This is a genomic window from Dyella soli (assembly GCF_054482295.1).
Window position 1 is genome coordinate 1,022,607 of the sequence record NZ_JBTFFU010000001.1, and the last position, 24,501, is coordinate 1,047,107.

Consider the following 24,501-nt stretch of genomic DNA (forward strand, 5'->3'; position numbering starts at 1 on the left):
CCGCGCCACCCAACACGAGAACATACCGGCACGCGCCATTGCTACCGCGGTTGGGTTACATCGCTGAAAAGCATGCGCTGCATCTCAGATTCAGCGGACGGTGCACTGGCGCGTTGTTGCGTTCCTCACCTGGCGCAGCCGGCGAGTGTCAGTAACAAGCGCGTATCGGCAGAGGGGCGAGGAACTTGATGCCTGGAAACGACGGGCACCGTGCACGGGCTTCCCGGGTCCCTTCATGCAGCGAGGCGATGCTCGTAATACGGGCGCGCCCGATCGTCGAAAATCCGGTACAGCCCGGCCAGATCGTCCGGGTCGGGGTTGAGCCAGGCGTCGAGGTACTCGGGCTTGATCGGCACGATGCAGCGGTCATGGCCGGCTGCGATCACTTCAGGCGGTGGTTCGTCCGTGATGGCCGCGAAGGAAAACAGGTCCGTGCCATGGTCGCCGCCGGGTGACAGGTTCCACAGGCACGCCACCAGCATGTCCTGGGGCGGCTGGGGGTCGAATTCCAGCACGACGTTTTCTTCCTTTTCGCCGGGCGCCAGTTCCCTGCCCTCCATCTTGTGCCGGGACACGTTCTCGTAAAACCGCGTCACGATCATGATGCCGTGACGATGGCCAAACAGCTTTCCCCAGGTCTTTTCGAGATTGTCGCGGCGCGCGTTATAGGTTCCGGGGTACTGCCGCTCGGTCTTTTCATTCCAGCCCGGCAAGCGACACTGATAGCGCATGGGCACCACGACGCGCTGACCGTCCTTCACGATCATCACGGGCGCGTAGTTGCCCGGATAGATGCGTGAATCCTTCGTCTCGGGCTCACGCCGGAGGAGGTCATCGAGACTGCGCCGGGCAGCCTTGATCTTGTTGGTGGCGATGCGCTGGTCGTCGGCGGCCTTCCTGGTCGGCCTGGGACCGGCCAGCACCTGCTCGGCCTTGCCCAGGCGTTCAGCCTGTGCGTCCAGCTCCGCCTGATACGCGACGCCCTGCTCGCGGTCCGCCTCGGCGACCAGCTTGGCCAGCTCAAATCCTTGCTCGCTTTCGGGTTGGCGGAAGGCATCGCGCATCGCCTTGGGAATCTTGGTCCATCCGCCGTCTTCCCGCTTTTCCCAGAACAACTCGGTAAAGCGCTTGATGCTGATGACGGCTCCGTAGATGCGGACGAAGAGCTTGTAGTCGGCCTTGATCTCGGCGCTGTAGCACATGGCAACCTCCCATCGACGAACACGCATCAGTGCACCCGACCTGCCATGCCTTCCATCCCGCCTGAAAGGACGCTGGGCGAGTCATTCTACGAGTGTCCGGCCAGCGGCGTCTGATGCACGCGCGACCCCTGGCATCCGCTGATTCCCCGCCTGCCCTGCCCCCGCGACGACGACCGCTTCATCTCGTTTGCGCCACACTCTTCCGGTTGGCGCGAACGCCCCGGTATTGCGCGTCATCTCTTGTAGTGGTCATTGCCAGAGGCCGCATTGCGGCCCAAGCTGTCGGAGGTTCCCATGAGCAGCCCTGCCGCCGAGACCCCGCCCTCGCGGGGTATGGACATGAAGCTGGAGATCGTCGTCATCCCGGTGTCGGACGTCGATCGCGCCAAGCGCTTTTACGGCGACCTTGGCTGGCGGCTGGATGCTGATTACCCCTCTGATGACGGCTACTTCCGCGTCATCCAGTTCACGCCTCCCGGCTCCGGCTGCTCGGTCATCTTCGGCAAGAACGTGACGGCGGCCGCGCCCGGTTCGGCCCAGGGCCTGTACCTGATCGTCTCCGACCTCGAGGCGGCACGAAAGGACCTGCTCAGTCGCGGCGTGGCGATCAGCGAAGTGTTCCACGACGGCGCCGGCGTTTACGCCGGGCCCGACGAACCCTATCTGTTCGGGCGGGTCCGGATCAGCGGCCCGCATCCCGAGCGCGGCAGCTACCGCTCGTTCGCCTCGTTCAGCGATCCGGACGGCAATGGCTGGCTGTTCCAGGAGATCACCCATCGTGCGCCGGGTCGCGTGGAGACCGACTTCACCAGCTTCACCTCGACGAAAGAGCTCGCCGCTGCGCTGCGACGGGCGGAGACCGCGCACGGCGAGCATGAGAAGCGGATGGGGGGCCAACGCGACGAGAACTGGCCGGACTGGTACGCCGAGTACCTCATCAGCGAGCAGGCGGGCAAGGACTTGCCCTTGTGAGGTCCGTCGCCGATGGCGAGCTCATCCGGGGCGCCGCGCCCCCTGGCACGAACGGCATCGCCATGCCCGCTTCGGGTAGACAGCGGACATGGGCGATGCGCCACATCAGGCCCCCATCGACCGGGCGTCCAGCGGCTGCTCAGCCCGCCTTCGGCCGGTAAATGTAAGTCGCAACGACATACCCCCAGGGCACGACGAGTATTGGCAACAGCACCCACAGGAAGGCCATGGTCATGCCCTCGGACGGAGAGCCGGCCAGGCTGTTCGTCGACCACAGGGGATACGCCACGAGGATCAGCCACAGCACTTTGTAGAATATTTCCAGCAGCAGGATCGGCAGCATCTTGAGGGGACGGATGATGCCCAGCGCCGCGAGCGTCGCAAACGCGGTCCACACACACCATGCCATCGCGTCATTGGGCTCCCAGGGGCCCTCATGGACGAGGATATGTGTCCACGTGTCCTTGCCGAGCACGAAGAACATCAGGATGTAGACCAGTCGCAGCAGGTAAACATGGATGCGACGCACGCCTTCATGCCTGCCATCTTTCTGGAAGATGCTTTTCACGCTCAAAGTCATCGAACTAACCTCCCCTGTCATTCATTTGCAGTGATCAACCAAAGACGATTCCCGAGCGGATCGCCTGGGGCAGACGACTTTGTCCGCGTCCACCGGGCGTTCCTATATCAAGGCCAGGGCCTCGCTCGCCTTCGCCATGCTCGTGCGCTCGTTCCACTTCGCGACATTGACGCCCTTGATCAACAGCCACAGGCACAACGACGCCTCGCCGACGAGCGACGGAACCAGGATGGCGGGCGTGATCACATCGGCGAAGGCCGGGGCAAGCAGCGCGGCCAGGCAGGCGGCCAGGTAGCACAGGCCGGCAAGCTGCATCAGCAGTCCGATCAGCCTGGGGAGGTAGCCCGATCTGAAAATCAGATAGCCATCCACCAGGCAGCCGAAGCCAAAGAAAATCAGGGCGATGTTGAACGCGATGTCATGCATGATCAGCGATAGATGCGCCAGGGCCTGCGCCTGCAGGGGATCGAACGCCGCCGGGTGATTGCCGCCTGCCAGGATGGGCATGACGGCAAGCAGGAACAACTTGCTGACGGCCTCCACGGACAGGGATACCAGCATGAAGAACACGGAGAGCAAAACGAGTTGCTTGTTCACCGGCCTCAGCAACAGATAGAAGATCCATGCCTGCGCCACGGCAAATACCGGCACGAGCAGATTGCCGGCGACACTGAGGTTCCAGAGCCCCGGCGCAGCCAGGATGTGCTGGGCCGTCGCTGCAGCATCGCCGGCCACCACCAGCTTGTTCATCACGAACCCCTCGGCAAAGCCGCCAAACAGGATGATCAGCAGGTACAGCAAGCCACCGGTTCGCGCATACAGTTGTGGCGAGGTCTCGATCGTTCTCATTGCACTACTTCCTTGGTTGGCAGATGTGGTTCGCCATCCGTCGCCTCCTCGTGAAGGCGACGGCGGTGGCCATCACTCACGAGAACGCCATGGGCTCTATCGAGAGCGTGAGAGTCGAGCGTACCCGCTTGTGGTCGAAAGCAAACACTGTCGAATGACGTCTATGGAACGGGACGGGCGGTGCTCATGAGCGCGGCGCGCGCCTCGTCCAGCACGGCGACACAGGCCAGCCGGACATCCTCGGCGCCATTACCCTTGCCGGCAAGGGATGCTTGGTAGGCGCACTCGCTGGCCACATACTGCGAGAAGTCGCGGGATGCACGCTGGAGCCTGGCCAAGGCCTCCTTCCGGTATGGGGGGAAGCCCGGTGGCTCGTCCGCTGATGCCTGGATAGCGTCGCTGGCGACGTTTTCCGCCCGGGCCAGGTCTTTCTGGGCCTTCTTCGCGCGAGCCTCAACGCAGGCACTCATGCCTGCATGGTTGCGGCCCTTCCAGCAATCACCGATGACGGAAGCCACGGTCGGGCCCGCTGTCATCGATCCTTCCATTCCCAACAGCAGCAAAGCGGTGGCAAGCAACACGGACTTCTCCTGAGCCATCGGGGCATGATCGATCCAAGTCATTGATGTCGGTACGGGATCGAAAACGGACGCTACAGCGGATGGATCGTCCCGCCACTATGCATCGAAGCACTTGCCTTTCCTGTGCGACCTTGTCAGCCAGTCACCCCAGGTCAGTCTCAGCCGGTTGCCAATGACTTCAATGCGCATGATGCGCGGTAGCGGCAGAGGCTCCGCGGTCGGGCCGCGATCCTGGTAGGCGCCGACAAGTACGGCCTCGTAAAGGCCGGGTTGCGCTTTGGACAAGCAAGGTTCGTCGCCCCACAGTTCGTTACCCGCGTCATTTACCACATCAAGCACGCGACGCTGGCTTGTGTCGAGCAAGACCAGCGCCATGCGGGACCTGGCTGGTCTCTCGTCACGCTCAATCCAGAGCAGCATCTGATCCTGCCGTGGCAGCGTCACCCCGATCCCCTCGCAGCCACCACTTCCGCCGGCAAACCCGCTGGACTGCGGAAAGAGCCCCGGCGTCAATCCCAGATGGGTCGTCGACCCGTCCGGCCACGACGCAACCACCTGCATATCGTCCTCGGTGGCATCCCCGCCAGCCGAGGTGAACGCGATGCTCGAAGGACCGCCCGGAACCGAGCAGGTGGATTTCCACGACGCCCGGAAATAGGTGTCGCGCGCATGGAGGTCGCTGCCCGAAGCGGTCGGCCCCACCTGGGCCATGGCCGCCATGCCCATCCCTGCCAGCAGGAACGCCAGCCCAGTCATCGTCGCCCGCATGAAACATCCCCTGTACCGGATCGACTCCTTCCCAAGCTTACCCGTAAGCCAGACGGTGTCCGTCCGGGTTCGATAGCGGCCGGGCATGCCTATGGCTGCCCGTCGTCCGATCCCGGCGCACTATGCCCGGAACAGCTCCAGCAGACCCCAACTTATCAGCAGGGCCACATAGCCAAGGAGTCGCCAGACGCCGACGCCCAGCAGAGGTTCACCGGTCAAGCCCGAGACAGGACTGAATCGATCGACAAAGTATTCCGGATAGATCAACAGGGCCGCCGCTGCCACCGGCAGGCCCAGGACATACATGGCCCCACTCCCCGCCCGGTAGACGCTCGACGAAGCCGCCGCATCCAGATTGGGGATAAGCAGGCCCAGATGGAACGTCAGCCAGAGCCAGGCCACGACAACGGCACTGCCGATCAACCGATGAATCATCTGCATGCCCCCCGGCGTGGTGATTCTTGTGCGAGTCGGTGTCCGCTGCGGGTCGGCAGCGGACACCCGTACCCAACGCCTACTGGGATAGATGGAATGAGTCCAACGCAAGTCGCACGAGCAATGGCACGCCAAGCGCAACGCAAACTGCGACCCATAAACGCGTCCGCCGCGGAACAAGCGCCAGGATCAAGAACATCGCCGCGCAGTCATAGGCGGAAGACATGATGGACCTGTGGTGCTCGCTCCAGAACCAGGCAACCAGCAGGTAGGCAACTGCAAGGCACACGATACCCAGCCGCAATCGCCAACTCAGGTTCCATTCCCGCGCCATCCCCATGTCGCCCCTTCACAAGTCCCTGGGCAAGTATCGCAATGTCCGCTCCGGGGCGGAAGCGGACCTCCCCGGCATGCGAACGCACGGCCTAGCGTGCAAGCAGGGCCCACGTCCAGTAGACCGCAATCGCCAGCTGTACGGCAAAGAAGGCAAAACGCGTGTTGACCGCGATGACACTCAAGGAGGCGAGATGAGTCATTGACTGGGCAATGCGGGCAATCAGGAGCCACGGAGCCAGCGTGTCAGTGACCTCGGTACGACTGGTCGCGATGGCCACAAGAAGAAGGCCGCCCATGACAGGAAGGCTCTCGATGCAGTTGGCATGTGCCCGCGCCAGTCGTTGCAAAAACGGCGAGAGGTTCGCGTTGTCAGGCTTGAACTCATTGGATCTGGCACGCCCGGAGACGACCAGATAAGAGCGAATGGCCTCCATGAGCACAAGCAAGTAGAGCGCCCATGCGATGAAGAGTGTCAAAACCAAGGCAGATGTGCTCATCGATCAACTCTCCTGCATGCCGAATCGGATGACATACAAAGGGGCCAGAGACACTTTCGGACCACAAAGTCACTCTGACCCCATTTTTACGCGTTGAGAAAGCGTGCGCCTAATAGAGCAGATTTTGAAAGGTCCGCTTCCGACCCAAGTCTCGGGCCGTGGGCGGATCCGGTGTGCGCACCCGAGTCATCTTGGATGCCTGATCGGTGCCATCGCCCATGCCCCGGTCGGTCCGGCTCATGGCCGGATTTCTGGCCGTTTCCTGTTATTTGAAATACGGATCAAGCGATTTCTCCCACCGGTAACTCATGCAGACGAGAGAAAAGGTGCCGGGTTCCATTTCGGCAAGTCCGGTCGAACGAACCCATGAAATTGTCCCTGACACTATTTTTGAAGTAGCTCGTTGATGAATCGGTGACGAAACATCGAGATTCGACTCGGCACGGAATGCCTTGGCCACGTCCAAAGAGGTGTGCTTGGACATGGGCAGCGCTAGCTACTCGGCAAGTCCAGCGAAAGCTTCCGCGTTTGCGTTTGCGGATGTCGTGGTCGACGTGTGGGCCCACAGGCTGGTGCGCGACGGATGTGAAGTCAATGTGGAGCCGAAAGCCTTTGCGGTCCTGGTGGAGTTACTGGCGCATCCTGGCCAATTGCTCAGCCGCGATGACCTGCTGGATGCCGTATGGGGTCACAGTTACGTTACGCCCTCTACACTTAGTCGCGTCATAGCTCAATTGCGCCACGCCCTGGCGGACGACTGCAGCCAGCCGCGCTACATCCAGACCGTGTACGGGCTGGGCTACCGCTTCATCGCCACCCTGAAAGGCCAGCCATCTGAAGCGGCGTCCGCGCATTGCGTCGCTCCACCGGCACGAGTTCGTCTTCCGGAGCGCCTAACCCCTTTGATCGGGCGCGACGCAGACCTGCAGCAAATCAAGCAACTTCTTCGCGATGCTCGCCTGGTAACTATTGCCGGCTCGGGAGGTATCGGCAAGACGCAGGCCGCGTTGGAAGTGGCCAGACAGAGCGCCGAAGATTTCACCGACGGGGTATGGTGGCTCGATTGCACCACGCATGCCGACGGCGAGGGTTTGTCGCACTGGCTTGCCGGCTTGTTTGATGTACGCATGGCCGCAGGTGTAGACGATTTGATTGAGCGCCTGAGTGAATTGCTGCGTACCCGGCACGCATTGCTGGTGTTTGATAACTGCGAACGGATTGCGGGACCGGTGGGCGCAATCATCTCCGCTTTACTGGCATCGAGCGCGGAGCTGCGGGTGCTGGTTACCAGCCAGCACCGCCTGAATTGCCCCGGCGAGATCGTGTACTGGCTGCCGCCATTAGCCGTACCACCTGCGGAAACATGGGTCACGGACGACGACATCGCGCGCTTGTCCAAAGTGCCAGCCGTCGAATTGCTGTTGGCACGCGTTCGCGCGTTCGCATCGAAGTTTGCATTGACGCCGGCAAATGGATCCGTTGTCGCCCGGATGTGTCGCCAACTGGATGGCGTGCCCCTCGCTCTTGAGATTGCGGCGGCTCGACTGCGCTTGCTCAGTCCGGAGCAGCTGCTAAGTCGAATGGACGCCCATCTTCTCAGTCTGGCCGAGACCTGCCCACGCCGCCCAGCCCACCATCAGACCCTCCACGCGTTGATTGAATGGAGTTTTTCGCTACTTTCAGATAGCGAACGCTCATTGCTCTGTGGCCTGGCGGTTTTTGTCGGAACCTGCACGCTCAGAGGCGCCAACGCGGTGGGTGCAGTGGTCAAGCTGGACGATGAGCAGGTCATGGACGTGCTCGGTGCACTGGTCGATAAATCACTGCTGGTAGCTGACCCTACAACCCGCCCTCCGAGCTACCGACTGCTGGATAGCGTAAGGCTATTCGCCCTGGAAAAACTGGCGGAGAGTGGCAATGAAGCAAGCATGCGCAGTGCGCATCTCGCCCATTTCGTGCATCTCTCCTATCGCGCCGATGCGGAGATATGGGGGGATTGTGAGCAACAGTGGCGTGATCGAATCAGGCGCGACTGGGCGAACTTGCATGCGGCGCTCGACTACGCCCTGTCGAAGCCAGAAAACGCCGAGGACGCCTTGGCCTTGAGCGGCAACCTTTGTTGGTACTTCAGAATGTGCGCCAACTACGATGAATCCGCGCAATGGCTCGATCTGGCTTTGCGCGCGAAAGAGGCGCCAACGCGGGAGCGTGCCCGGGCCCTGATCGCGTGCGGAATCATGTACCACCAGTCCCAACAACACGACCGCGCAAAGGAACTGCTCAGCGAGGGCATCAAGGTGGCACGGCATGCCGGAGATCCGCGTTTGGCCGCGGCAGGCCAAGCCGTCCTGGCCATTGAGCTGGCAACCTCGGGGGACTCCGCCGGGGCGAATAGCAACGCAGACTTGGCGCTGGCGATGGCGGATGCAGAAGGCGATGCGTGGCTGCGCTCCATGGCCTTGCTGGCGCGTGGCGTAGCATTGGCCTTGGATGAGTGCCATGGTGAAGCAGAGGCCTGCCTCAGTGAGGCGTTCGAGGCGGTATCCGTTCCCGGCTATGGCAAGTATCAATCGGTGTATGTGCTGGTCAACCGTGCCTTGCAGCGCCACTATCTGGGTCAGCAGCGAGGAGCGGCGGAAGACTGGCTGACTTGCATTGACGTCTTCGCTGCACTGGAACACTGGCGTGGGGTAGCCAGTTGCGTCGAAGGTGCAGCCTACCTGTTGGGTGAGTGTGGTGAGGTACGTCAGGCGGCACGATTCCTGGGTGCTGCTTCCCGCGTGCGCACATTGACCTCCGGGCCGCTAATGCCACAGTGGCGCAAGGCGCAAGCGGTGGCTGAGCGAACAGTGCGCAATGCGCTCGGACCATCCATGGAGTCGCTGCGGAACGACGGTGCCTGCACGCGCATCGAGCAGATTGCAGCCGAGGCACGCTACGCGCTGGACAAGCTGGCATCCGGTTGACATCGGCGGGCCAGGGAAAGCTCACCTTCCGGGCCGCAGGCTCATGGCGGATCGCAACCACCCAGAACAAAGGGGTCAGAGTCATTTTCCCCTCTGACGCTTCATTCTCTTGGCGAAGAGAGTCGGATGGTCGGGTGCATCCATGCACCCAACCCCTCCACGCTACGCGCTGCGGGGCCAGCCTGCGGCTGTCCAACAAGCTCCCGACAAATTTGTCGAACCGGGTGGGTTCTTACCCAGTTTGTCCATCAGAAACGCAAAACGCCCCATAGGGGCGCTTTGCGTTTCTGGCGGAGAGAGTGGGATTCGAACCCACGGTAGGCTTACACCTACGGCAGTTTTCAAGACTGCTGCCTTAAACCACTCGGCCATCTCTCCGATTTGTCTCCGCGGCAGGCGCGCGCTGCGCGCCACTACGGCAGTTTGATTCCGGGCATCGTCCGCACCGGAGGCACTGGATTCCCGCTTTCGCGGGAACGACGGGCCACAGGGGGCTCATCGTTGTCGGGGCGACATCCTATCAGGAATGGCGTGCCGATCCCTGCCCTTTCCTGGCCAGCGCCAGCATCGCCCATAGCATGATGCCCACGGGGATCGCGGCGCCTAGCAGGGGTAGCAGCAGGACCGGCTGGCGGACCACCATCGGTACCAGTTGGGTGGCGGCGGCGAAGCCGATGATCCAGAAGCGGGCCCGGCGGCTGTGGCGGGCGAACCAGAAGGCGCCGATCACCAGCACGGTGGCGATCACGGACAGCACCATGTCCACCGGGGGCAGCGGGAACATGGTGAACAGCCCCAGCCGCGTCAGCAGTTCGGTGGCAAGGATCGTCAGCAGCGTGTAGCTGGCGGTGAGTTCAACCTTGTCCCAGCGCTGGGTGCCCATGGCGGCGACCTCAGGCGATCTGCTCGAGGTTGCGCATGTACGGGCGCAGCACCTCGGGCACGGTGATCGAGCCGTCCGCGTTCTGGTAGTTCTCCATCACGGCGACCAGGGTACGGCCGACGGCCAGGCCGGAGCCGTTGAGCGTATGCGCTAGCTCCGGCTTGCCGGTGGCGGGGTTGCGCCAGCGCGCCTGCATGCGGCGGGCCTGGAAGTCACCGCAGTTGGAGCACGAGGAGATCTCGCGGTAGGTGTTCTGGCTGGGCAGCCACACTTCCAGGTCGTAGGTCTTGATGGCGGCGAAGCCCATGTCGCCGGTGCACAGCAGCACCTTGCGGTACGGCAGGCCAAGCAGCTGCAGCACCTTTTCCGCGTGGCCGACCATTTCCTCGAGCTGCGCATGCGACTGCTCGGGCGTGGCGATCTGCACCATTTCGATCTTCTCGAACTGGTGCTGGCGGATCATGCCGCGGGTGTCGCGGCCGTAGCTGCCCGCCTCGGCCCGAAAACACATGGAGTGCGCGGTGAGGCGCATCGGCAGGGCGTCGGCTTCGACGATGCTGTCGCCGACCAGGTTGGTCAGCGACACCTCGGCGGTGGGAATGAGGTAGCGCGTGCTGTCGCCGACCTGGGTGGCGAACAGGTCTTCCTCGAACTTCGGCAGCTGGCCGGTGCCGCGCATGGTGTCGCCATTGACGATCAGCGGCACGTTGCATTCGAGGTAGGCATGCTCGCCCGTGTGCAGGTTGAGCATGAACTGGGCGAGCGCGCGATGCAGCTGGGCCAGCTGGCCGCGCAGTACGGTGAAGCGCGTGCCCGAGAGTTTGGCGCCGGCGTCGGCATCGAGCCAGCCGTGGCGGAGGCCGAGGTCGACGTGATCCTTCACCTCGAAGTCGAACGTGCGCGGCGTACCCCAGCGCAGTTGTTCGGCGTTCTCGGTTTCGTCCTGGCCCAGCGGCACGGACTCATGCGGGATATTGGGCAGGCTCAGCGCGATATCGGCGAGCTTCGCCTGCACCTCGGCCAGCGCGTGCTCGTTGGCCTTGAGCTTGTCGCCGATGCCGGCGACCTCGGCCATCAGCGGCGCGACATCCTCACCCTTGGCCTTGGCCTGGCCGATGGCCTTGGACCGCGTGTTGCGCAGGTTCTGCAGCTCCTGCGTCTCGGTGGCCAGCTGCTTGCGCTGGCTCTCCAGCGCCTCGATGGCGGCCACGTCGAGCGTGAAGCCACGCGTCTCCTTGAGGCGCTCGGCGGTTTCGGCCAGGCGCGAGCGCAGCAGTGCGGGGTCCAGCATGATCGATCCAGGGATTGACTCGGAGCCCGGGATTATCGCTGCCCGGCCGCAATGGCCGCAATGTCGCGGGCCGTGCCCGGCCCGCGACGATGCCCGGTCTCAGGCGGTCTTGCCGCCGCGCCCGAGCCACCAGGCCATGACCACACCGGCCAGCAGCCAGCCGATGACCTGCTCGATCAGGGCCGCGACGGTGAGGTCGGTGGGAAAGCGATACCAGTTCCAGTACGGCACCAGGGTGCTGAGCCAGGCGAACAGCGCCGCGGCGAGCGCGATCCCCAGGCGCGTCATGAAGCTGAAGGCCGCCAGGCCCATCACGAAGGCCAGCGCAAGCGCCGACAGCGTGTCCGAAGCCCACTGGCGGGGCAGTTGCCGGCTCATGTCGGACAGATCGTCGCCCTGCGGCATGTACACCACCCAGGCATACGGCGACGCCTTGGATTTGGTGGCGTAAGCGGCCATCACCTCTTTGTCGCGCATCTTGGCGGGGTCGATCGACGGCAGGATATAGACGCCCGCCTTGTCGCCCAGCCCCTCGTGCAAGGTGCTCAGCACGGCGTCCTCGTGCGCAGGCAGCCGGATGCCCGGATCGCCCAGGCCCAGCGCCATGTGCGCGATGGCGCCCCACAGGAACATCACGATGCCGCCCATCAGTGCTGCTACGAGTACACGCATGGCCCGACCTCCCTCGAAACCTGTGGTGCGAAGAATCTAGGCTCGCCCGCCAACGGCCCGCAAGGGCCACTGCAGCAGCGTGGCGCCCACCTCAGCCGCTGCGCGACACGCCCACGGGCAGTTCGGCCAGCCGGCGCATCTCCGGATCGTCGAGCAGCGACGGGTCATGCAGGCAGGCCAGCGCGAATTCATGGGCGTCGTCACCCCAGAACAGCCGGCCATCCAGCGACAGGGTCGGCACGCCGAAGACACCCTCGGCCGCCGCCGCCTCGAAATTGGCGCGGAGTTGGGCCTTGACCGCCGGCTCGGCGATGGCCGCGGCGGGATCGGCAATGCCCAGCCGCGCAGCTACCGGCCGCAGGGCCTCGGCACTGTCGCCGGCCTGCCCCCGGGCCCAGATCCAGTCGAAGATGGCATCGGTGGCGTCCACGCTGCTGCCCGCCGCGATGCACAGGCGCAGCGCCGCGAGCGGATTGAACGGATGGGCGGGCGGAAAGCGCAACTCGCGACCCGACTGGCGTGCACGCCACAGTGCATGGCGATAGGTGAATTCGCGCTTGCCCGGGATCTCGGCCGGCCCCTTGTGGCCCAGCCGCTCGAGCAGGCCTGCAAACACGATCGGACGCAGCGTCACCGGCCGGGTCGCCGTCAGGGTCTTCACCTTGGGCCATTGCAGCCACGCGAACGGCGAAATGAAATCGAAGTACCAGACCAAAGTCATCACATCACCTCGGACGATGGAGCCGCGCCGGCCGCGGGCGCGGGGGCATCACTGGCCGCGCGCCTTGCGCCGCATTTCGCGCAGGCTCAGCAGCTTTTCGCGCAGTTTCAGTTCCAGCCCGCGGTCCACCGGCTCATAGAACACGGTGCCGTCGAGCTGGTCCGGCAGGCACTGCTGGTCGAGCGCGATGCCGCCTTCGGCATCGTGGTCGTACTGGTAGCCCTGGCCGTAGCCCAGCCCCTTCATCAGCTTGGTCGGCGCGTTGCGCAGGTGCATGGGCACTTCGAGCGTGCCGGTGTCGCGCACCACGGCACGCGCCTGGTTGTAGGCCTGGTAGGCCGCGCTGCTCTTGGGCGCGATGGCCAGCCAGATGGCCAGCTGCGCGAGGCCCAGTTCGCCCTCGGGGCTGCCCAGCCGCTCATAGGTATCCCAGGCATCCAGCGCCATGCGCCACGCACGCGGCTCGGCCAGGCCCACGTCCTCCACCGCCATGCGGGTCATGCGGCGGGCCAGGTAGAGCGGGTCGACGCCACCGTCGAGCATGCGGCACAGCCAGTACACCGCGGCGTCGGGATCGGACGAGCGCACCGACTTGTGCAGGGCCGAGATCTGGTCGTAGAACTGCTCGCCGCCCTTGTCGAAGCGACGCGTGCGGTCGGCCAGCACCTGGGTCAGGGTGGCGTCGTCGATGCGGTGGTTTTCGGCCAGCTCGGCGGCGATTTCCAGCAGGGTCAGGCCGCGGCGCACGTCGCCATCGGCCGCCCGGGCGATCAGGTGCAGCGACTCGTCGGACACTTCCAGCGCCATGTCGCCGAGGCCACGGCTGCTGTCGCCCAACGCGCGCTTGAGCGCGATGACGATGTCATCGGGCGTGACCGCCTCCAGCACGTGGACGCGGCACCGCGACAGCAAGGCGGAATTGAGCTCGAACGAGGGGTTTTCCGTGGTGGCGCCGACGAAGATGATCACGCCGCGTTCGATGTGTGGCAGGAAGGCGTCCTGCTGGGCCTTGTTGAAGCGATGCACCTCGTCCACGAACAACACGGTGCGGCGGCCCTGGGCAAAGTTGGCCTCCGCCTCGGCCAGCGCCTTGCGCACATCGGGCAGGCCCGAAAGCACGGCCGACACCGCGCGGAAGTCGGCATCCGCATAGCGCGCCACGAGCAGGGCCAGCGTGGTCTTGCCGCAACCGGGCGGCCCCCACAGCACCATGGAATGCACGCGCCCCGCTTCCAGCGCGCGGCGCAGCGCCTTGCCGGGAGCCATCACGCGCTGCTGGCCGACGATCTCGTCCAGCGTGCGCGGGCGCATGCGTTCGGCCAGGGGTTTGAGGTCGTCGGGCTCCGGGAACAGCCCGGCGCCCTGGGGCGGGATCAGGGAGGACATGGCGTGATGATAGGACATGCCCGTTGCCGGGCAGCGCCTGGCTGCCGCTATGATGTGTGTCTACCTGCGGAGCAGGCGCGCGGCGAGGCCAATACCATGGCGATGAAGCGGAAGGCGCAGGGACGGATCACCCCGACTGACCTTCGGCGCAGCAGGCCGCGCCAGCCCCGACGCGCCCGGTGAGCCGCCGGATGCGCAGACCGCACCGCCACCGCCTCTGGTTTCCCTTGCTTTGCCTGCTGCTGTCTTGCGCCGGAACGGCACGCGCCGACGACGCCTGGGCGCCGTTCGAGATGCCCTGGTTCGACCGGCTGGGCATCGCCGACGGGCTGCCCCACTCCATCACCACCTCCATCGCCCAGGACCACCGGGGCCTGGTGTGGATCGGCACGATGGGTGGCCTGGTCCGCTATGACGGTTACCGCATGCAGCTGTTCACCGCGGCGGCAGGCGCCCGTACCGGCCTGCCCGACGCCTACGTGCGCAGCCTGCTGGCCCTGCCCGACGGCGGCGTGCTGGTCGGCACCAGCGCGGGGGGCCTGAGTCGCTTCAACCCCCTCAACAACAGCTTCCACAACTATCCCGTGGGTGCGGCCGGCACGCTCGACCGCAAGATCTACGCGCTGGCGCACGACGGCGATGTCGGCGTGTGGATCGTCACCGACCGCGGCCTGGACCGCCTGGACCTGCGCACCAACCGCATCGCGCACGTCGCCACGGGTGACGGCCCCTCGCCGCGCAATTTCAGCGTGCTGCAGGACCGTACCGGCAACCTCTGGCTGGGCAGCAGCAATGGCCTGTTCGTGCGCCGCGCCGGCTCGAACACCTTCGCCCGGCCACCGCGACCGCAAGGCAGCATCGCCACCGCGCTGGACGACGGCATCTGGGCGATCCGCGAGGACCGCGCGGGGCGCCTGTGGGTCGGCAGCACGCAGGCCGGCGCGGTCTATCTCGACAGCGACCACCAGTGGAAGGCCATCCCCGGCTTCAGCGGCTTCCAGCACGATCACGAGCGGCGCCCCACGGTGCGCGACTTCCTGGAGATCGCGCCGGGCACGCTGTGGATCGGCACCGACGGTACCGGCGTGCTCGCCTATTCGCCCGGCGACGCGGCGGTGCGGCAGATCTCGCACGACACCGCCGTGCCCTCGTCGCTGCCCGGCGATTCCGTCCGCGCCCTGATGCAGGACCGCAGCGGCAACATCTGGACGGCCACCGACCTGGGCGCGGCGCACTACCAGCCCAACGCGCGCACCGCCTTCGCGGTGCTGCCCTCCACCCATCCCGACCACGCGCTGGCCAACACCAACGTGCGCGGCATCTTTGTCGACAACCACCAGCGCATCTGGCTGGGCATGAGCGCGGGACGCATCGACATCATCGATCTCGGCAGCGGACACATACGCCACCTGCAGCTGCAGGGCGAGCAGACCCACCGCGACGTGCAGGCCTTTGCCGAGACGCGCGACGGCAGCATCTGGGTAGGCACGCAAGGGCTGGTACGGGTGAACCCGGGCACGCTGGCGCTCGAGGGCTCGGTGGTGCCTGCGCTCGACGACAAGCCGGTGCTGCATCTGCTGGTCGACGGCGACCACCTGCAGATCGCCACTTACGACGGCGTCTATCGCTATGACACACGCACCCGCGCGCTCACGCATTTCGGGCATGACGCGAATGATCCCGGCAGCCTGGCCAGCGATACGGTGCGGCGCATCGCCTATGTCGGCAACGAGGTCTGGTACGTCACCAACCGCGGCATCAGCATCGCCGCCAACACCATGCAGAACCACGGCTTCACCAACCTGCTCAATCGTCCGGGCGACCCGGCCAGCCTGCCGAACAATCTGGTCAGCTCGATCGCCACGGATCCGCAAGGTGGCGTGTGGCTGGGCACCTATGGCGGGCTGGCCATGCTGGAGCCACACGAAATCGGCGAGCCGTATCGCTTCCGCAGCATCGGCAGCGGCCAGGGCCTGAGCAGCGACAACATCAATGCCGTGCAGTCCGACGCCGTGGGCAACCCGTGGCTGAGCCTGCCCAACGGCGTCTCGATGGTCGACAGCACCACGCACACCGTGCACAACCTCGGCATTCGCGACGGCCTGCGCATCTCCAGCTACATCTACGCAGCCGCCGCCCGCGCGCCGGACGGCGAGCTGTTGTTCGGCGGCCTCGGCGGGCTGACCGTGGTGCGCCCCGACTGGCAGCCACCGCGCATCGCCGACGCGCCGCTGGCCCTCACCAATGCGGTGGTCAACGGCGTCCCGATGCCATTCGGCAGACTCCCCAGGACCGGCGAAACACTGAAGGTCGGCCCGCGCAACCGCAGCCTTCGCGTGGACTTCGCCCTGATCGACTTCCAGGCGCCGACGGAAACCAGCTACAGCTATCAGATGGATGGCTTCGACGAAGGCTGGATCGACGTGCCGCGCGGCAGCCTGCCCACGGCGATCTACACCAACCTGCCCCACGGCGATTACACCTTGCGGCTGCGCGCCCGCACGCGCGGCATGCAGTCACGCGTGATCGAGGCCTCGCTCGGGGTGGCGGCCGAGCCACGCTGGTACGAAACCCGGGCCGCGGCAATCGGCGCCGTGCTGTTGCTGCTCGCGGCGATCTTCGGACTCGTGCAGCTGCGCACGCTCTACCTGCACCGCCAGGCCCGCCAGCTGCAGCGCCAGGTCGACATGCACACGCGCGACCTGCTGGCCGCCAACCGGCGGCTGGACGAACTCGCCAGCACGGACGAACTGACCGGCATGTTCAACCGGCGCCGCTTCCTCGAACTGGCCGAAGGCGTGCGCGAAGTCAGTGCCGCCGGCAGTGCCTGCATCGCCCTGCTCGACCTGGATCGCTTCAAGCACATCAACGACACCTACGGGCACCTGGCCGGCGACGCGGTGATCCGCAGCGTCAGCGCCACCCTCCTGGAGCAGTGCCGCGGCGGCGACCTGGCCGGCCGCTATGGCGGCGAGGAGCTGGTGATCTGCCTGCCGGACGGCACGCTGGAACAGGGCATGGCGGCGGCCGAGCGCATCCGCCTGGCGGTGGCCGACAGCCCGGTGATCCACGAGGGTGTTTCCATCGGCGTCACCGCCAGCATCGGCGTGGCGTCCTTGCGCGAAGGCGAATCGCTCTCGCAATGGCTCTCGCGCGCCGACGATGCGCTCTACGAGGCCAAACGTTCCGGCCGCAACCGCTGCGTCGCCGCCGCCTGAGGAATGCAGCCGGGGCTGCGTCCATCGATCGCGCGTCGTGCGCCGAAGATCCGCTGACGCTCAGTCCTGATGGCGGTGCCGGTAGATGGCATAGGCCAGTCCGACCAGACCGGTGAGCACGGCCGGCACCAGCAGCACCCGCTCTTGCCACGCCATGAAGCCCAGGGCACCCAACGTTGCGCCGACAATGAAGTTGCCCGCCACCAGCAGGCAGACGTGGATGCGCAACATATCCACCGGCAGCCCACGCAGACGCTGGCCCAGGTAGATGCCCAGGTCGGTGAAGATGCCCGAGAGATGCGTCGTGCGAAACGAGGCACCGCTGTATGTGCTGACCATGGCGTTCTGCAGGCCGCAGGCCATCGACGCCAGGTACAGGCCCCGGTCGCTGCCGGCATGGATCAACGGAGTCGCGGTGAACAGAAACAGGGATTCGAGCATCAGCACGACGCCATAGCGCCGGCCGAGGCGCAGCGTGCTCTGCTGCACGATGAAGCCGCTGAGCACCGCGCCGGCCAGGAAAGAAGCGATGGCGAGCGCCCAGTGGAGGATCTCGCCACCGTCGAGGCTTGCCAGCGCCAGCCCCAGTTCAGTGCTGGTGCCGGTGAGATGCGTGATCGGCTGATGCCGAAAGCACAGATAGCCGACGGCATTGATGCAGCCGGCGATCAGCGCCAGCAAGCCGCCGCCGACCCAGGCCCAGCGTGGCAGCTGACGCAGCACGACGACGCTTAGTTCTTGATCGGCTGCGTGGTGATCACCGGTGCATCGCCGATCACGTCGGCGCCCGGCGGCGGCGTGAAATTGAAGGTGTCCGGCGGAATCGGCACGTTGCGCTGCCAGCCCGAGAAGCGGATGTCGGTGGTCGCGCCCAGCTGATCCCGGAACATCATGCGGGCCAGGCCATTGGCGTCGAAGCCCAGGTCGGCGTAGTCAAACTGCGGGTCCTTGGCCTTGGAGGTCAGGCGCAGCCAGCTCAGGCCGTCATGCTCGCCCTGCTCGACCACGTTGAAGTCCTTGTCCATCTGCTTGACGTCGGTGAGCACGGTCAGCGGGCTGTGCGACTCCTCGGCGCTCTGCACGCGCACGGTGACCTGCTCCAGGTCGGGGTCGTACAGCCACACGCGGCTGCCATCGGCCACGATGGTCTGCCGCGAAGGCGCCAGCGTCTCCCAGCGGAACTGGCGCGGCGCTTCCAGCGCGAGCGTGCCGGAACTGGGCTTGCCCGGATGGCCGTTGGCATCCTTCATGGTCTGGGCGAACTTGCCGGTCAGCGAATGCATGCCGGTGGCGAAGGCATCGAGTTTCGTGCGCGCCGGGCCGGCGGCATGGGCGAGACCACCCAGCGAGATGGCGATGGCGGCGCTGGCGACGAGAAGAAAGCGTTTCATGGGTGCCTTGAACGTGAGGCGGATACGCGAATTGTGGAATGCAGCGGCTTAATGGTGATACAGCCGCAACCCTTTCTATCCTCATTCCTGCAAAAGCAGGAATCCAGTGCTTTCCGCGCCAGGCGCGGCCTCAAAGTCGCTGGATCCCCGCCTGCGCGGGGATGACGGGCAAAAACAGGCTGGCGATCAGTTCTTGGGCGGTGGCGGCGCCAGCACTTCGCGGTTGCCGTTGTGCTGCGGGGCGCTGACCACGCCGTCCTGCTCCATCTGCTCGATCAGGCGGGCCGCCCGGTTGTAGCCGATGCGCAGGTGGCGCTGCACGCCGGAGATGGAAGCACGCCGCGTCTCGGTGACGATGCGCACGGCCTTGTCGTACAGCTGCGCCTCGGCGTCGCCGCCTTCCTCGCCATCCTGCGGCAGGCCGGAGTCGTTGATGAACTTGCCGTCACTGGTGGCCTGGACTTCTTCCAGCACGCCTTCGATGTATTGCGGCGAGCCCTGCGCCCGCAGCCAGTTCACCACGCCGTGCACCTCGTGGTCGTCCACGAAAGCGCCGTGCACGCGCTCGGGCGTGGCCGTGCCCGGCGGCAGGTACAGCATGTCGCCATGGCCGAGCAGCGCCTCGGCGCCGCTCTGGTCCAGGATGGTGCGCGAGTCGATCTTGCTCGACACCTGGAACGCGATGCGGGTGGGGATGTTGGCCTTGATCAGGCCGGTGATCACGTCCACCGACGGGCGCTGCGTGGCCAGCACCAGGTGCACGCCGGCGGCACGCGCCTTCTGCGCCAGGCGCGCGATCAGTTCTTCAACCTTCTTGCCGACGATCATCATCATGTCGGCGAACTCGTCGATGATGATCACGATGTACGGCAGCGGCTCCAGCGGCTCGGCCGCCAGGTTCGGCATCTCCGGGTTGGGGCGGAACAACGGGTCCAGCAGCGGCTGGCCGGCATTCTCGGCGTCCTTCACCTTCTTGTTGAAGCCTGCCAGGTTGCGCACGCCGACCGCCGCCATGAGCTTGTAGCGGCGCTCCATCTCGGCCACGCACCAGCGCAGCGCGTTGGCGGCTTCCTTCATGTCCGTCACGACCGGCGCGAGCAGGTGCGGGATGCCTTCGTAGACCGACAGCTCCAGCATCTTCGGGTCGATCATGATCATGCGCACGTCCTTGGCGCTGGCCTTGTACAGCAGGCTGAGCACCATGGCGTTCACCGCGACCGACTTGCCCGAGCCGGTGGTACCGGCCACCAGCAGGTGCGGCATCTTGGCGAGGTCGGCCACCACCGGGCGACCGGCGATGTCCTTGCCCAGCGCCAGTGCCAGCGGCGACTTCATCTGATCGTACTTGTCCGAACGCAGGATCTCGGACAGGTACACGATCTGCTTGCGGGTATTGGGAATTTCCAGGCCGATCACGTTCTTGCCCGGAATCACGTCGACCACGCGCACGCTGACCACGGACAGGCCACGTGCAATGTCCTTGTCCAGGCTCGACACCTGCGAGCCACGCACGCCGGCGGCGGGCTCCAGCTCGAAGCGGGTGATCACCGGACCGGGATAGACGCCGACCACCTTGGCCTCGATGCGGAAATCCTTGAGCTTGAGCTCCACCTGGCGCGAGAGCACCTCGAGCGTTTCCTCGGAGTAACCCGGCCCCTGCTCCGGCGCTTCATCGAGCAGCGACAGCGGCGGCAGCTCGCCCGGCGCGGAGGCACCGGTGAACAGCGGGATCTGCGTTTCCAGCTTGGCGCGCTCGCTCTTGACCACCGGCGCCGGCGCCACTTCGATGCGCACCGGTTCGCGCCTGGCCTGCTTGACGGCCTCGGTTTTCTTGACCACGTCGCGCTCGGCGCGGGCCTGGCGCGCGGCCATCACTTCCGGCGCCTCGCGCAGCTTGCCGCCGAACCAGCCGGCGAAACGGAGCACGCCCTGCCCGGTCCAGTCCATCAGGCGGAACCAGGACAGGCCGGTCGCCAGCGTCACCGCGACCAGGAAGGTCGCCAGCAGCAACAGCGGCGCACCCTTGTCGCCCAGCGCACCGAGCAGCCCGCGGCCGACCCACATGCCGATGATGCCGCCCACGCCCTGGGGCAGCACGGGTTCGTCGTGGAAATTGAGATACAGCAGGGCCGGCGCGGTGATGAAAAAGAACACCGAGCCGATCAGCCGCAGGGAGGGTTCCCAGGGCTGCACGTCCTGCTCGCCGTGGTTGCGCAGCACCTGCACGCCCAGCAACAGCAGCAGCAGCGGGAAGCAATAGGACACCAGCCCGAAGATGTAGCGCAGCACATTGGCGATGTTCGCGCCGACCGAGCCGCCAAAATTCCTGGCGTGCTCGGCGGTGCCGACATGGCCCCAGCTCGGGTCCTGGTCGTTGTAGCTGAACAGGCAGACCAACAGGTAGAGGGCCAGCGGCAGCAACAGCAGGGCGCCGGCCTCGCGCAGACGGCGCTTCAGCTCTTCGCTGAGGCCCTCGCGCTCCTTTTCCTTCTTGACGTTCGCGCTACGCGCCATCCTTTTCCTCAGGTCTGCGTTGTTCGTCATCCCGGCACCGGCCGGGATGACGGTTTGGCGGGATGCTTAGAGCATACCCTTGAGCGCCGGATGGACCAGCTCGCCACCATCGACGTTGATGCCCCCGCGCAGCGGCTCGAACTGGCGCCATTCATTGCCGCCGGCCAGACGCTGCACGTACGGCAGGATAGCGGCGGAAATGGCAACCGACGAGGTCTGCGGCACGGCACCCGGCATATTCGTGACGCAGAAGTGGGTTACGCCGTGCACGTCGTAGGTCGGTTCCTTCCAGGTGGTCGGACGCGAAGTCTCGAAGCAGCCGCCCTGGTCGATCGAGATGTCCACCAGCACGCTGCCCTTCTCCATGGTCTTGACCATGTCTTCGGTGACCACGCGCGGCGCCTTGGCGCTGGGGATCAGCACGGCGCCGACCACGATGTCGGCGTTGGCGACTTCCTCGGCCACCGACGACTCATAGGCATACAGCGCGGTGACGTTCGGGCCCATGGCCATCATTTCGGCCAGGCGGTCTTGGCGCTTGTCGAACACCACCACGTTGGCGCCGGCAGCGGCGGCCAGCGCGGCAGCGTTGCCACCGGCAGCGCCGGCGCCCAGCACCACGACCTTGCCGCGCGGGGTGGAGGCCATGCCGCCCAGCAGCTTGCCCTTGCCGCCCTGCGGGCGATGCAGCAGCGTGGTGCCGATCTGGGTGGCGATGCGGCCGGCGATGACCGACATCGGCAGCAGCAGCGGCAGGCCGCCGTTCTCTTCCACCGACTCGAACGCCACGCCGGTCAGGCCGATGTCGAGCAGGCTCCTGGTCAGCGCCGGCTCGGCGGCCAGGTGCAGGTAGCAGAACAGCAGGTGGTGCTTCTTGAGCAGGGCCAGGTCGCCGGCGATCGGCTCCTTCACCTTGACGATCAGCTCGCCAGCCTCGTACAGCGCGGCGGCGTCCGGCACCAGCTTCACGCCGACCTTGGCGTACGCCTCGTCGGAGAAGCCGCTCTTCTCGCCGGCACCGGCCTGGATGAACACCTCGTGGCCACGGCGCACCAGGTCGGCGGCAGCGGCGGGAATGAGGGCGACACGACCTTCAAGGGTCTTGGTTTCGGAAGGGATACCGATACGCATGGGGAGTAGATCCTGTGGGAGCAAAGTGGCAAGAACGCCGCGCCGCGGGACGGAGCGACAAAACCTCAAGGTCCGGCAGCCTTGAATCGGCACTGCGTCTTCCCCATCCTTGCGGGTTCGGACGCCTCGTTCCGGTCCTGCGGCGCGGTCTCAGGGAAACCGCTGCGAGGGCTGGAGCGAATGACGATACAAGTCGCCAGCAAACCCGAACGATTATAACCATGACGCGGAGGCGGATTTCACAATTCCACTACGGTGCGCAAGCAGACCACTTGCCACATGGCCAGTAAAGTCAATGGGATACGCCGGACCGGCGGATGACCAGCCCGCCGCCCCCGTGGAAAAACGCCTACCATCGATCCATTCGCCCGGGCATGGTCGCCGCCAGCGGCACGACTCGCCGGACCTCGCCAACACACATCCACGAACACCACCGCCTCTGAAGCGGAACAGAAGGAACGCATGAACACAGTCACCAAGCACAGCCGACTGCTGATCCTGGGCAGCGGCCCCGCCGGCTACACCGCCGCCGTCTACGCCGCGCGCGCCAACCTGAAGCCGACCATGATCACCGGCCTGCAACAGGGCGGCCAGCTGATGACGACCACGGACGTGGACAACTGGCCCGGCGACGTCGAGGGACTGCAGGGGCCGGCGCTGATGCAGCGCATGGCCGAACATGCCGAGCGCTTCCATACCGAAATGGTGTTCGACCATATCCACACGGTGGATCTCAAGCAGCGCCCGTTCCGCCTCAAGGGCGATTCCGGCGAGTACACCTGTGACGCGCTGATCGTCGCCACCGGCGCCACCGCCAAGTACCTGGGCATCGCCAGCGAGCAGCACTTCAAGGGCAAGGGCGTGTCCGCCTGCGCGACCTGCGACGGCTTCTTCTTCCGCGAGCAGCAGGTGGTGGTGATCGGCGGAGGCAACACCGCCGTCGAGGAAGCGCTGTACCTGTCCAACATCGCCAGCAAGGTCACCCTGGTGCACCGCCGCGACAAGCTGCGCGCCGAGAAGATCATGCAGGACAAGCTGTTCGAGAAGGCCGCGGCCGGCAAGATCGACCTGGTGTGGAACCACACCGTCGACGAAGTGCTGGGCGACCAGTCCGGCGTCACCGGCGTGCGCGTGAAGGACATCAACACGGGCGAGACCCGTGACATCGAAGCCACCGGCTTCTTCGTCGCCATCGGCCACACGCCCAACACCGGCATCTTCGACGGCCAGCTGGACATGCACGATGGCTACATCAAGATCCGCACGGGCCTGCAGGGCATGGCCACCATGACCTCGGTGCCGGGCGTGTTCGCCGCCGGCGACGTGGCCGACCATGTCTATCGCCAGGCCGTCACCTCGGCCGGTTTCGGCTGCATGGCCGCGCTGGATGCCGAGCGCTGGCTCGACCAGCAGGGCCCGGCGTCCTGAATGGCTGTTGCCACCCTGCACTACATCCATGATCCGCTGTGCGGCTGGTGCTATGCCGCCCAGCCGCTGGTGAGCGCGGTCGCCGACACGCTCGGCGACCGCGTATCCATCCGGCTCCATGGCGGTGGCCTGTTCGACGAAGCGCGCACGCTCGACCCCGAACTGGCCGCACACATCGTGCATGCGGACGAGCGCATCGGCTCGCTGAGCGGGCAGCCGTTCGGCAAGCCTTACCTGGAAGGCCTGCTGGCCGAACAGGGCACGGTGCTGTTTTCGCTGCCGCCGACCGCCGCACTGCTGGCCGCCGACGCACTGGACGCCGGCAAGGCCTATCCGCTCCTGGTGGCCATCCAGAACGCGCATTACCAGCGCGGCCTGCGCGTGGTCGAGCCCTCGGTGCTCACCGAGCTGGCGGTCGAAGCCGGCGTCGACGGCGATGCGTTCGAGCGCAGCTTCGCCCAGCTCCAGGGCACCGCCACGATCGAACATCTGCAGGCCAGTCGCCGCCTGCTGCGCGAAGTAGGCGGACAGGGTTTCCCCACCATGGCGCTGGAAATCCACGGCAAGCGCCAGATCCTGCCGCATCACTACGACTACGGCCGCCCGGCGGCCTTCGTCAACCGCGTTGCGGCGCTGCTGCCAGCGGTGCACTGAACGACCGGCGGCCCGATTCGCCAGCC

At 65.7% G+C, this 24,501-nt stretch carries 21 protein-coding genes and 1 tRNA gene; 5 read left to right on the plus strand and 17 right to left on the minus strand.

Translation table 11 applies throughout. The features are described 5' to 3' along the window. Positions 1 to 233 precede the first annotated feature (233 nt). Positions 234 to 1,202, minus strand: a complete 969-nt coding sequence (locus tag ACXU4B_RS04755) for an SOS response-associated peptidase family protein (RefSeq protein ID WP_131408238.1) — start codon at positions 1,200 to 1,202, stop codon at positions 234 to 236. A 294-nt stretch (positions 1,203 to 1,496) separates the two neighbouring features. Between ACXU4B_RS04755 and ACXU4B_RS04760 the strand changes: the two genes are divergently transcribed. Next, positions 1,497 to 2,174 carry a VOC family protein gene (locus ACXU4B_RS04760; protein WP_131408240.1) on the plus strand — a complete coding sequence of 226 codons (678 nt, stop codon included), beginning with the start codon at positions 1,497 to 1,499 and terminating at the stop codon, positions 2,172 to 2,174. A 139-nt stretch (positions 2,175 to 2,313) separates the two neighbouring features. On the opposite strand, the gene ACXU4B_RS04765 is transcribed toward ACXU4B_RS04760, so the two are convergent. The 6 genes from ACXU4B_RS04765 to ACXU4B_RS04790 all read right to left on the minus strand — a co-directional run bounded on the left by ACXU4B_RS04765 (position 2,314) and on the right by ACXU4B_RS04790 (position 6,220). Continuing rightward, complete coding sequence (locus tag ACXU4B_RS04765; protein WP_458910844.1) at positions 2,314 to 2,754, minus strand: hypothetical protein; 441 nt, start codon at positions 2,752 to 2,754, stop codon at positions 2,314 to 2,316. A gap of 102 nt (positions 2,755 to 2,856) precedes the next feature. Continuing rightward, complete coding sequence (locus tag ACXU4B_RS04770) at positions 2,857 to 3,603, minus strand: DUF4386 domain-containing protein (RefSeq protein WP_131408244.1); 747 nt, start codon at positions 3,601 to 3,603, stop codon at positions 2,857 to 2,859. A 161-nt stretch (positions 3,604 to 3,764) separates the two neighbouring features. Next, positions 3,765 to 4,184: a lysozyme inhibitor LprI family protein gene (locus tag ACXU4B_RS04775; RefSeq protein ID WP_165583146.1), complete on the minus strand. Its 420-nt coding sequence runs from the start codon at positions 4,182 to 4,184 to the stop codon at positions 3,765 to 3,767. Between the two features lie 96 nt (positions 4,185 to 4,280). Then, on the minus strand, positions 4,281 to 4,952 hold the full coding sequence (locus tag ACXU4B_RS04780; protein WP_131408248.1) for a hypothetical protein: 672 nt from the start codon (positions 4,950 to 4,952) through the stop codon (positions 4,281 to 4,283). A 120-nt stretch (positions 4,953 to 5,072) separates the two neighbouring features. Then, positions 5,073 to 5,393 (minus strand): hypothetical protein, encoded by a 321-nt coding sequence (locus tag ACXU4B_RS04785; RefSeq protein ID WP_240734017.1) that lies wholly within the window; start codon positions 5,391 to 5,393, stop codon positions 5,073 to 5,075. A gap of 419 nt (positions 5,394 to 5,812) precedes the next feature. Beyond that, a complete protein-coding gene (locus ACXU4B_RS04790) occupies positions 5,813 to 6,220 on the minus strand; it encodes an MAPEG family protein (protein ID WP_131408250.1) in 408 nt (135 codons plus the stop codon). A gap of 482 nt (positions 6,221 to 6,702) precedes the next feature. Between ACXU4B_RS04790 and ACXU4B_RS04795 the strand changes: the two genes are divergently transcribed. Beyond that, positions 6,703 to 9,186 (plus strand): ATP-binding protein, encoded by a 2,484-nt coding sequence (locus tag ACXU4B_RS04795; protein WP_131408252.1) that lies wholly within the window; start codon positions 6,703 to 6,705, stop codon positions 9,184 to 9,186. A gap of 288 nt (positions 9,187 to 9,474) precedes the next feature. On the opposite strand, the gene ACXU4B_RS04800 is transcribed toward ACXU4B_RS04795, so the two are convergent. The 6 genes from ACXU4B_RS04800 to ACXU4B_RS04825 all read right to left on the minus strand — a co-directional run bounded on the left by ACXU4B_RS04800 (position 9,475) and on the right by ACXU4B_RS04825 (position 14,157). Continuing rightward, positions 9,475 to 9,564: transfer RNA gene (locus ACXU4B_RS04800), tRNA-Ser, on the minus strand. Between the two features lie 142 nt (positions 9,565 to 9,706). Beyond that, positions 9,707 to 10,069: an LrgA gene (locus ACXU4B_RS04805; protein WP_131408254.1), complete on the minus strand. Its 363-nt coding sequence runs from the start codon at positions 10,067 to 10,069 to the stop codon at positions 9,707 to 9,709. A 10-nt stretch (positions 10,070 to 10,079) separates the two neighbouring features. Further along, the gene (serS, locus tag ACXU4B_RS04810; RefSeq protein WP_131408255.1) at positions 10,080 to 11,360 is read right to left on the minus strand and encodes a serine--tRNA ligase; all 1,281 of its coding nucleotides are present in this window, start codon (positions 11,358 to 11,360) and stop codon (positions 10,080 to 10,082) included. 99 nt (positions 11,361 to 11,459) lie between these two features. Continuing rightward, positions 11,460 to 12,032, minus strand: a complete 573-nt coding sequence (locus tag ACXU4B_RS04815; RefSeq protein WP_131408257.1) for a hypothetical protein — start codon at positions 12,030 to 12,032, stop codon at positions 11,460 to 11,462. 91 nt (positions 12,033 to 12,123) lie between these two features. Next, positions 12,124 to 12,756: a 2-hydroxychromene-2-carboxylate isomerase gene (locus ACXU4B_RS04820; RefSeq protein WP_205746522.1), complete on the minus strand. Its 633-nt coding sequence runs from the start codon at positions 12,754 to 12,756 to the stop codon at positions 12,124 to 12,126. Positions 12,757 to 12,801: 45 nt separating this feature from the next. Next, positions 12,802 to 14,157 (minus strand): replication-associated recombination protein A, encoded by a 1,356-nt coding sequence (locus ACXU4B_RS04825; RefSeq protein ID WP_458910845.1) that lies wholly within the window; start codon positions 14,155 to 14,157, stop codon positions 12,802 to 12,804. A 173-nt stretch (positions 14,158 to 14,330) separates the two neighbouring features. On the opposite strand from ACXU4B_RS04825, the gene ACXU4B_RS04830 reads away from it, so the two are divergent. Beyond that, positions 14,331 to 17,357, plus strand: coding sequence for a ligand-binding sensor domain-containing diguanylate cyclase (locus ACXU4B_RS04830; protein ID WP_131408261.1), 3,027 nt, complete (start codon positions 14,331 to 14,333; stop codon positions 17,355 to 17,357). Positions 17,358 to 17,417: 60 nt separating this feature from the next. On the opposite strand, the gene ACXU4B_RS04835 is transcribed toward ACXU4B_RS04830, so the two are convergent. The 4 genes from ACXU4B_RS04835 to ald all read right to left on the minus strand — a co-directional run bounded on the left by ACXU4B_RS04835 (position 17,418) and on the right by ald (position 22,393). Beyond that, positions 17,418 to 18,080: a YoaK family protein gene (locus ACXU4B_RS04835; RefSeq protein WP_131408263.1), complete on the minus strand. Its 663-nt coding sequence runs from the start codon at positions 18,078 to 18,080 to the stop codon at positions 17,418 to 17,420. Positions 18,081 to 18,088: 8 nt separating this feature from the next. Beyond that, a complete protein-coding gene (gene lolA / locus ACXU4B_RS04840) occupies positions 18,089 to 18,748 on the minus strand; it encodes an outer membrane lipoprotein chaperone LolA (protein WP_131408265.1) in 660 nt (219 codons plus the stop codon). 186 nt (positions 18,749 to 18,934) lie between these two features. Then, positions 18,935 to 21,262, minus strand: a complete 2,328-nt coding sequence (locus ACXU4B_RS04845) for a DNA translocase FtsK (RefSeq protein ID WP_131408269.1) — start codon at positions 21,260 to 21,262, stop codon at positions 18,935 to 18,937. A 66-nt stretch (positions 21,263 to 21,328) separates the two neighbouring features. Next, positions 21,329 to 22,393: an alanine dehydrogenase gene (gene ald / locus ACXU4B_RS04850; RefSeq protein WP_131408271.1), complete on the minus strand. Its 1,065-nt coding sequence runs from the start codon at positions 22,391 to 22,393 to the stop codon at positions 21,329 to 21,331. 462 nt (positions 22,394 to 22,855) lie between these two features. Here ald and trxB point away from each other — a divergent pair, with 462 nt between their 5' ends. Then, positions 22,856 to 23,821: a thioredoxin-disulfide reductase gene (gene trxB, locus ACXU4B_RS04855; protein ID WP_131408273.1), complete on the plus strand. Its 966-nt coding sequence runs from the start codon at positions 22,856 to 22,858 to the stop codon at positions 23,819 to 23,821. Continuing rightward, positions 23,822 to 24,475 (plus strand): DsbA family protein, encoded by a 654-nt coding sequence (locus ACXU4B_RS04860; RefSeq protein WP_131408275.1) that lies wholly within the window; start codon positions 23,822 to 23,824, stop codon positions 24,473 to 24,475. It abuts the gene before it with no gap. The last annotated feature ends 26 nt before the right edge of the window (positions 24,476 to 24,501 follow it).

Excerpts from the sequence above, each read along its gene's own strand:
- ACXU4B_RS04770 (WP_131408244.1), bottom strand. The coding sequence starts at position 3,603 with ATGAGAACGATCGAGACCTCGCCACAACTGTATGCGCGAACCGGTGGC.
- ACXU4B_RS04760 (WP_131408240.1), top strand. The coding sequence starts at position 1,497 with ATGAGCAGCCCTGCCGCCGAGACCCCGCCCTCGCGGGGTATGGACATG.
- ACXU4B_RS04765 (WP_458910844.1), bottom strand. The coding sequence starts at position 2,754 with ATGACTTTGAGCGTGAAAAGCATCTTCCAGAAAGATGGCAGGCATGAA.
- ACXU4B_RS04825 (WP_458910845.1), bottom strand. The coding sequence starts at position 14,157 with ATGTCCTATCATCACGCCATGTCCTCCCTGATCCCGCCCCAGGGCGCC.
- ald (WP_131408271.1), bottom strand. The coding sequence starts at position 22,393 with ATGCGTATCGGTATCCCTTCCGAAACCAAGACCCTTGAAGGTCGTGTC.
- ACXU4B_RS04860 (WP_131408275.1), top strand. The coding sequence starts at position 23,822 with ATGGCTGTTGCCACCCTGCACTACATCCATGATCCGCTGTGCGGCTGG.
- trxB (WP_131408273.1), top strand. The coding sequence starts at position 22,856 with ATGAACACAGTCACCAAGCACAGCCGACTGCTGATCCTGGGCAGCGGC.
- ACXU4B_RS04790 (WP_131408250.1), bottom strand. The coding sequence starts at position 6,220 with ATGAGCACATCTGCCTTGGTTTTGACACTCTTCATCGCATGGGCGCTC.
- serS (WP_131408255.1), bottom strand. The coding sequence starts at position 11,360 with ATGCTGGACCCCGCACTGCTGCGCTCGCGCCTGGCCGAAACCGCCGAG.
- ACXU4B_RS04755 (WP_131408238.1), bottom strand. The coding sequence starts at position 1,202 with ATGTGCTACAGCGCCGAGATCAAGGCCGACTACAAGCTCTTCGTCCGC.
- ACXU4B_RS04780 (WP_131408248.1), bottom strand. The coding sequence starts at position 4,952 with ATGCGGGCGACGATGACTGGGCTGGCGTTCCTGCTGGCAGGGATGGGC.
- ACXU4B_RS04830 (WP_131408261.1), top strand. The coding sequence starts at position 14,331 with ATGCGCAGACCGCACCGCCACCGCCTCTGGTTTCCCTTGCTTTGCCTG.
- ACXU4B_RS04785 (WP_240734017.1), bottom strand. The coding sequence starts at position 5,393 with ATGCAGATGATTCATCGGTTGATCGGCAGTGCCGTTGTCGTGGCCTGG.
- ACXU4B_RS04845 (WP_131408269.1), bottom strand. The coding sequence starts at position 21,262 with ATGGCGCGTAGCGCGAACGTCAAGAAGGAAAAGGAGCGCGAGGGCCTC.
- ACXU4B_RS04815 (WP_131408257.1), bottom strand. The coding sequence starts at position 12,032 with ATGCGTGTACTCGTAGCAGCACTGATGGGCGGCATCGTGATGTTCCTG.
- lolA (WP_131408265.1), bottom strand. The coding sequence starts at position 18,748 with ATGAAACGCTTTCTTCTCGTCGCCAGCGCCGCCATCGCCATCTCGCTG.
- ACXU4B_RS04795 (WP_131408252.1), top strand. The coding sequence starts at position 6,703 with ATGGGCAGCGCTAGCTACTCGGCAAGTCCAGCGAAAGCTTCCGCGTTT.
- ACXU4B_RS04805 (WP_131408254.1), bottom strand. The coding sequence starts at position 10,069 with ATGGGCACCCAGCGCTGGGACAAGGTTGAACTCACCGCCAGCTACACG.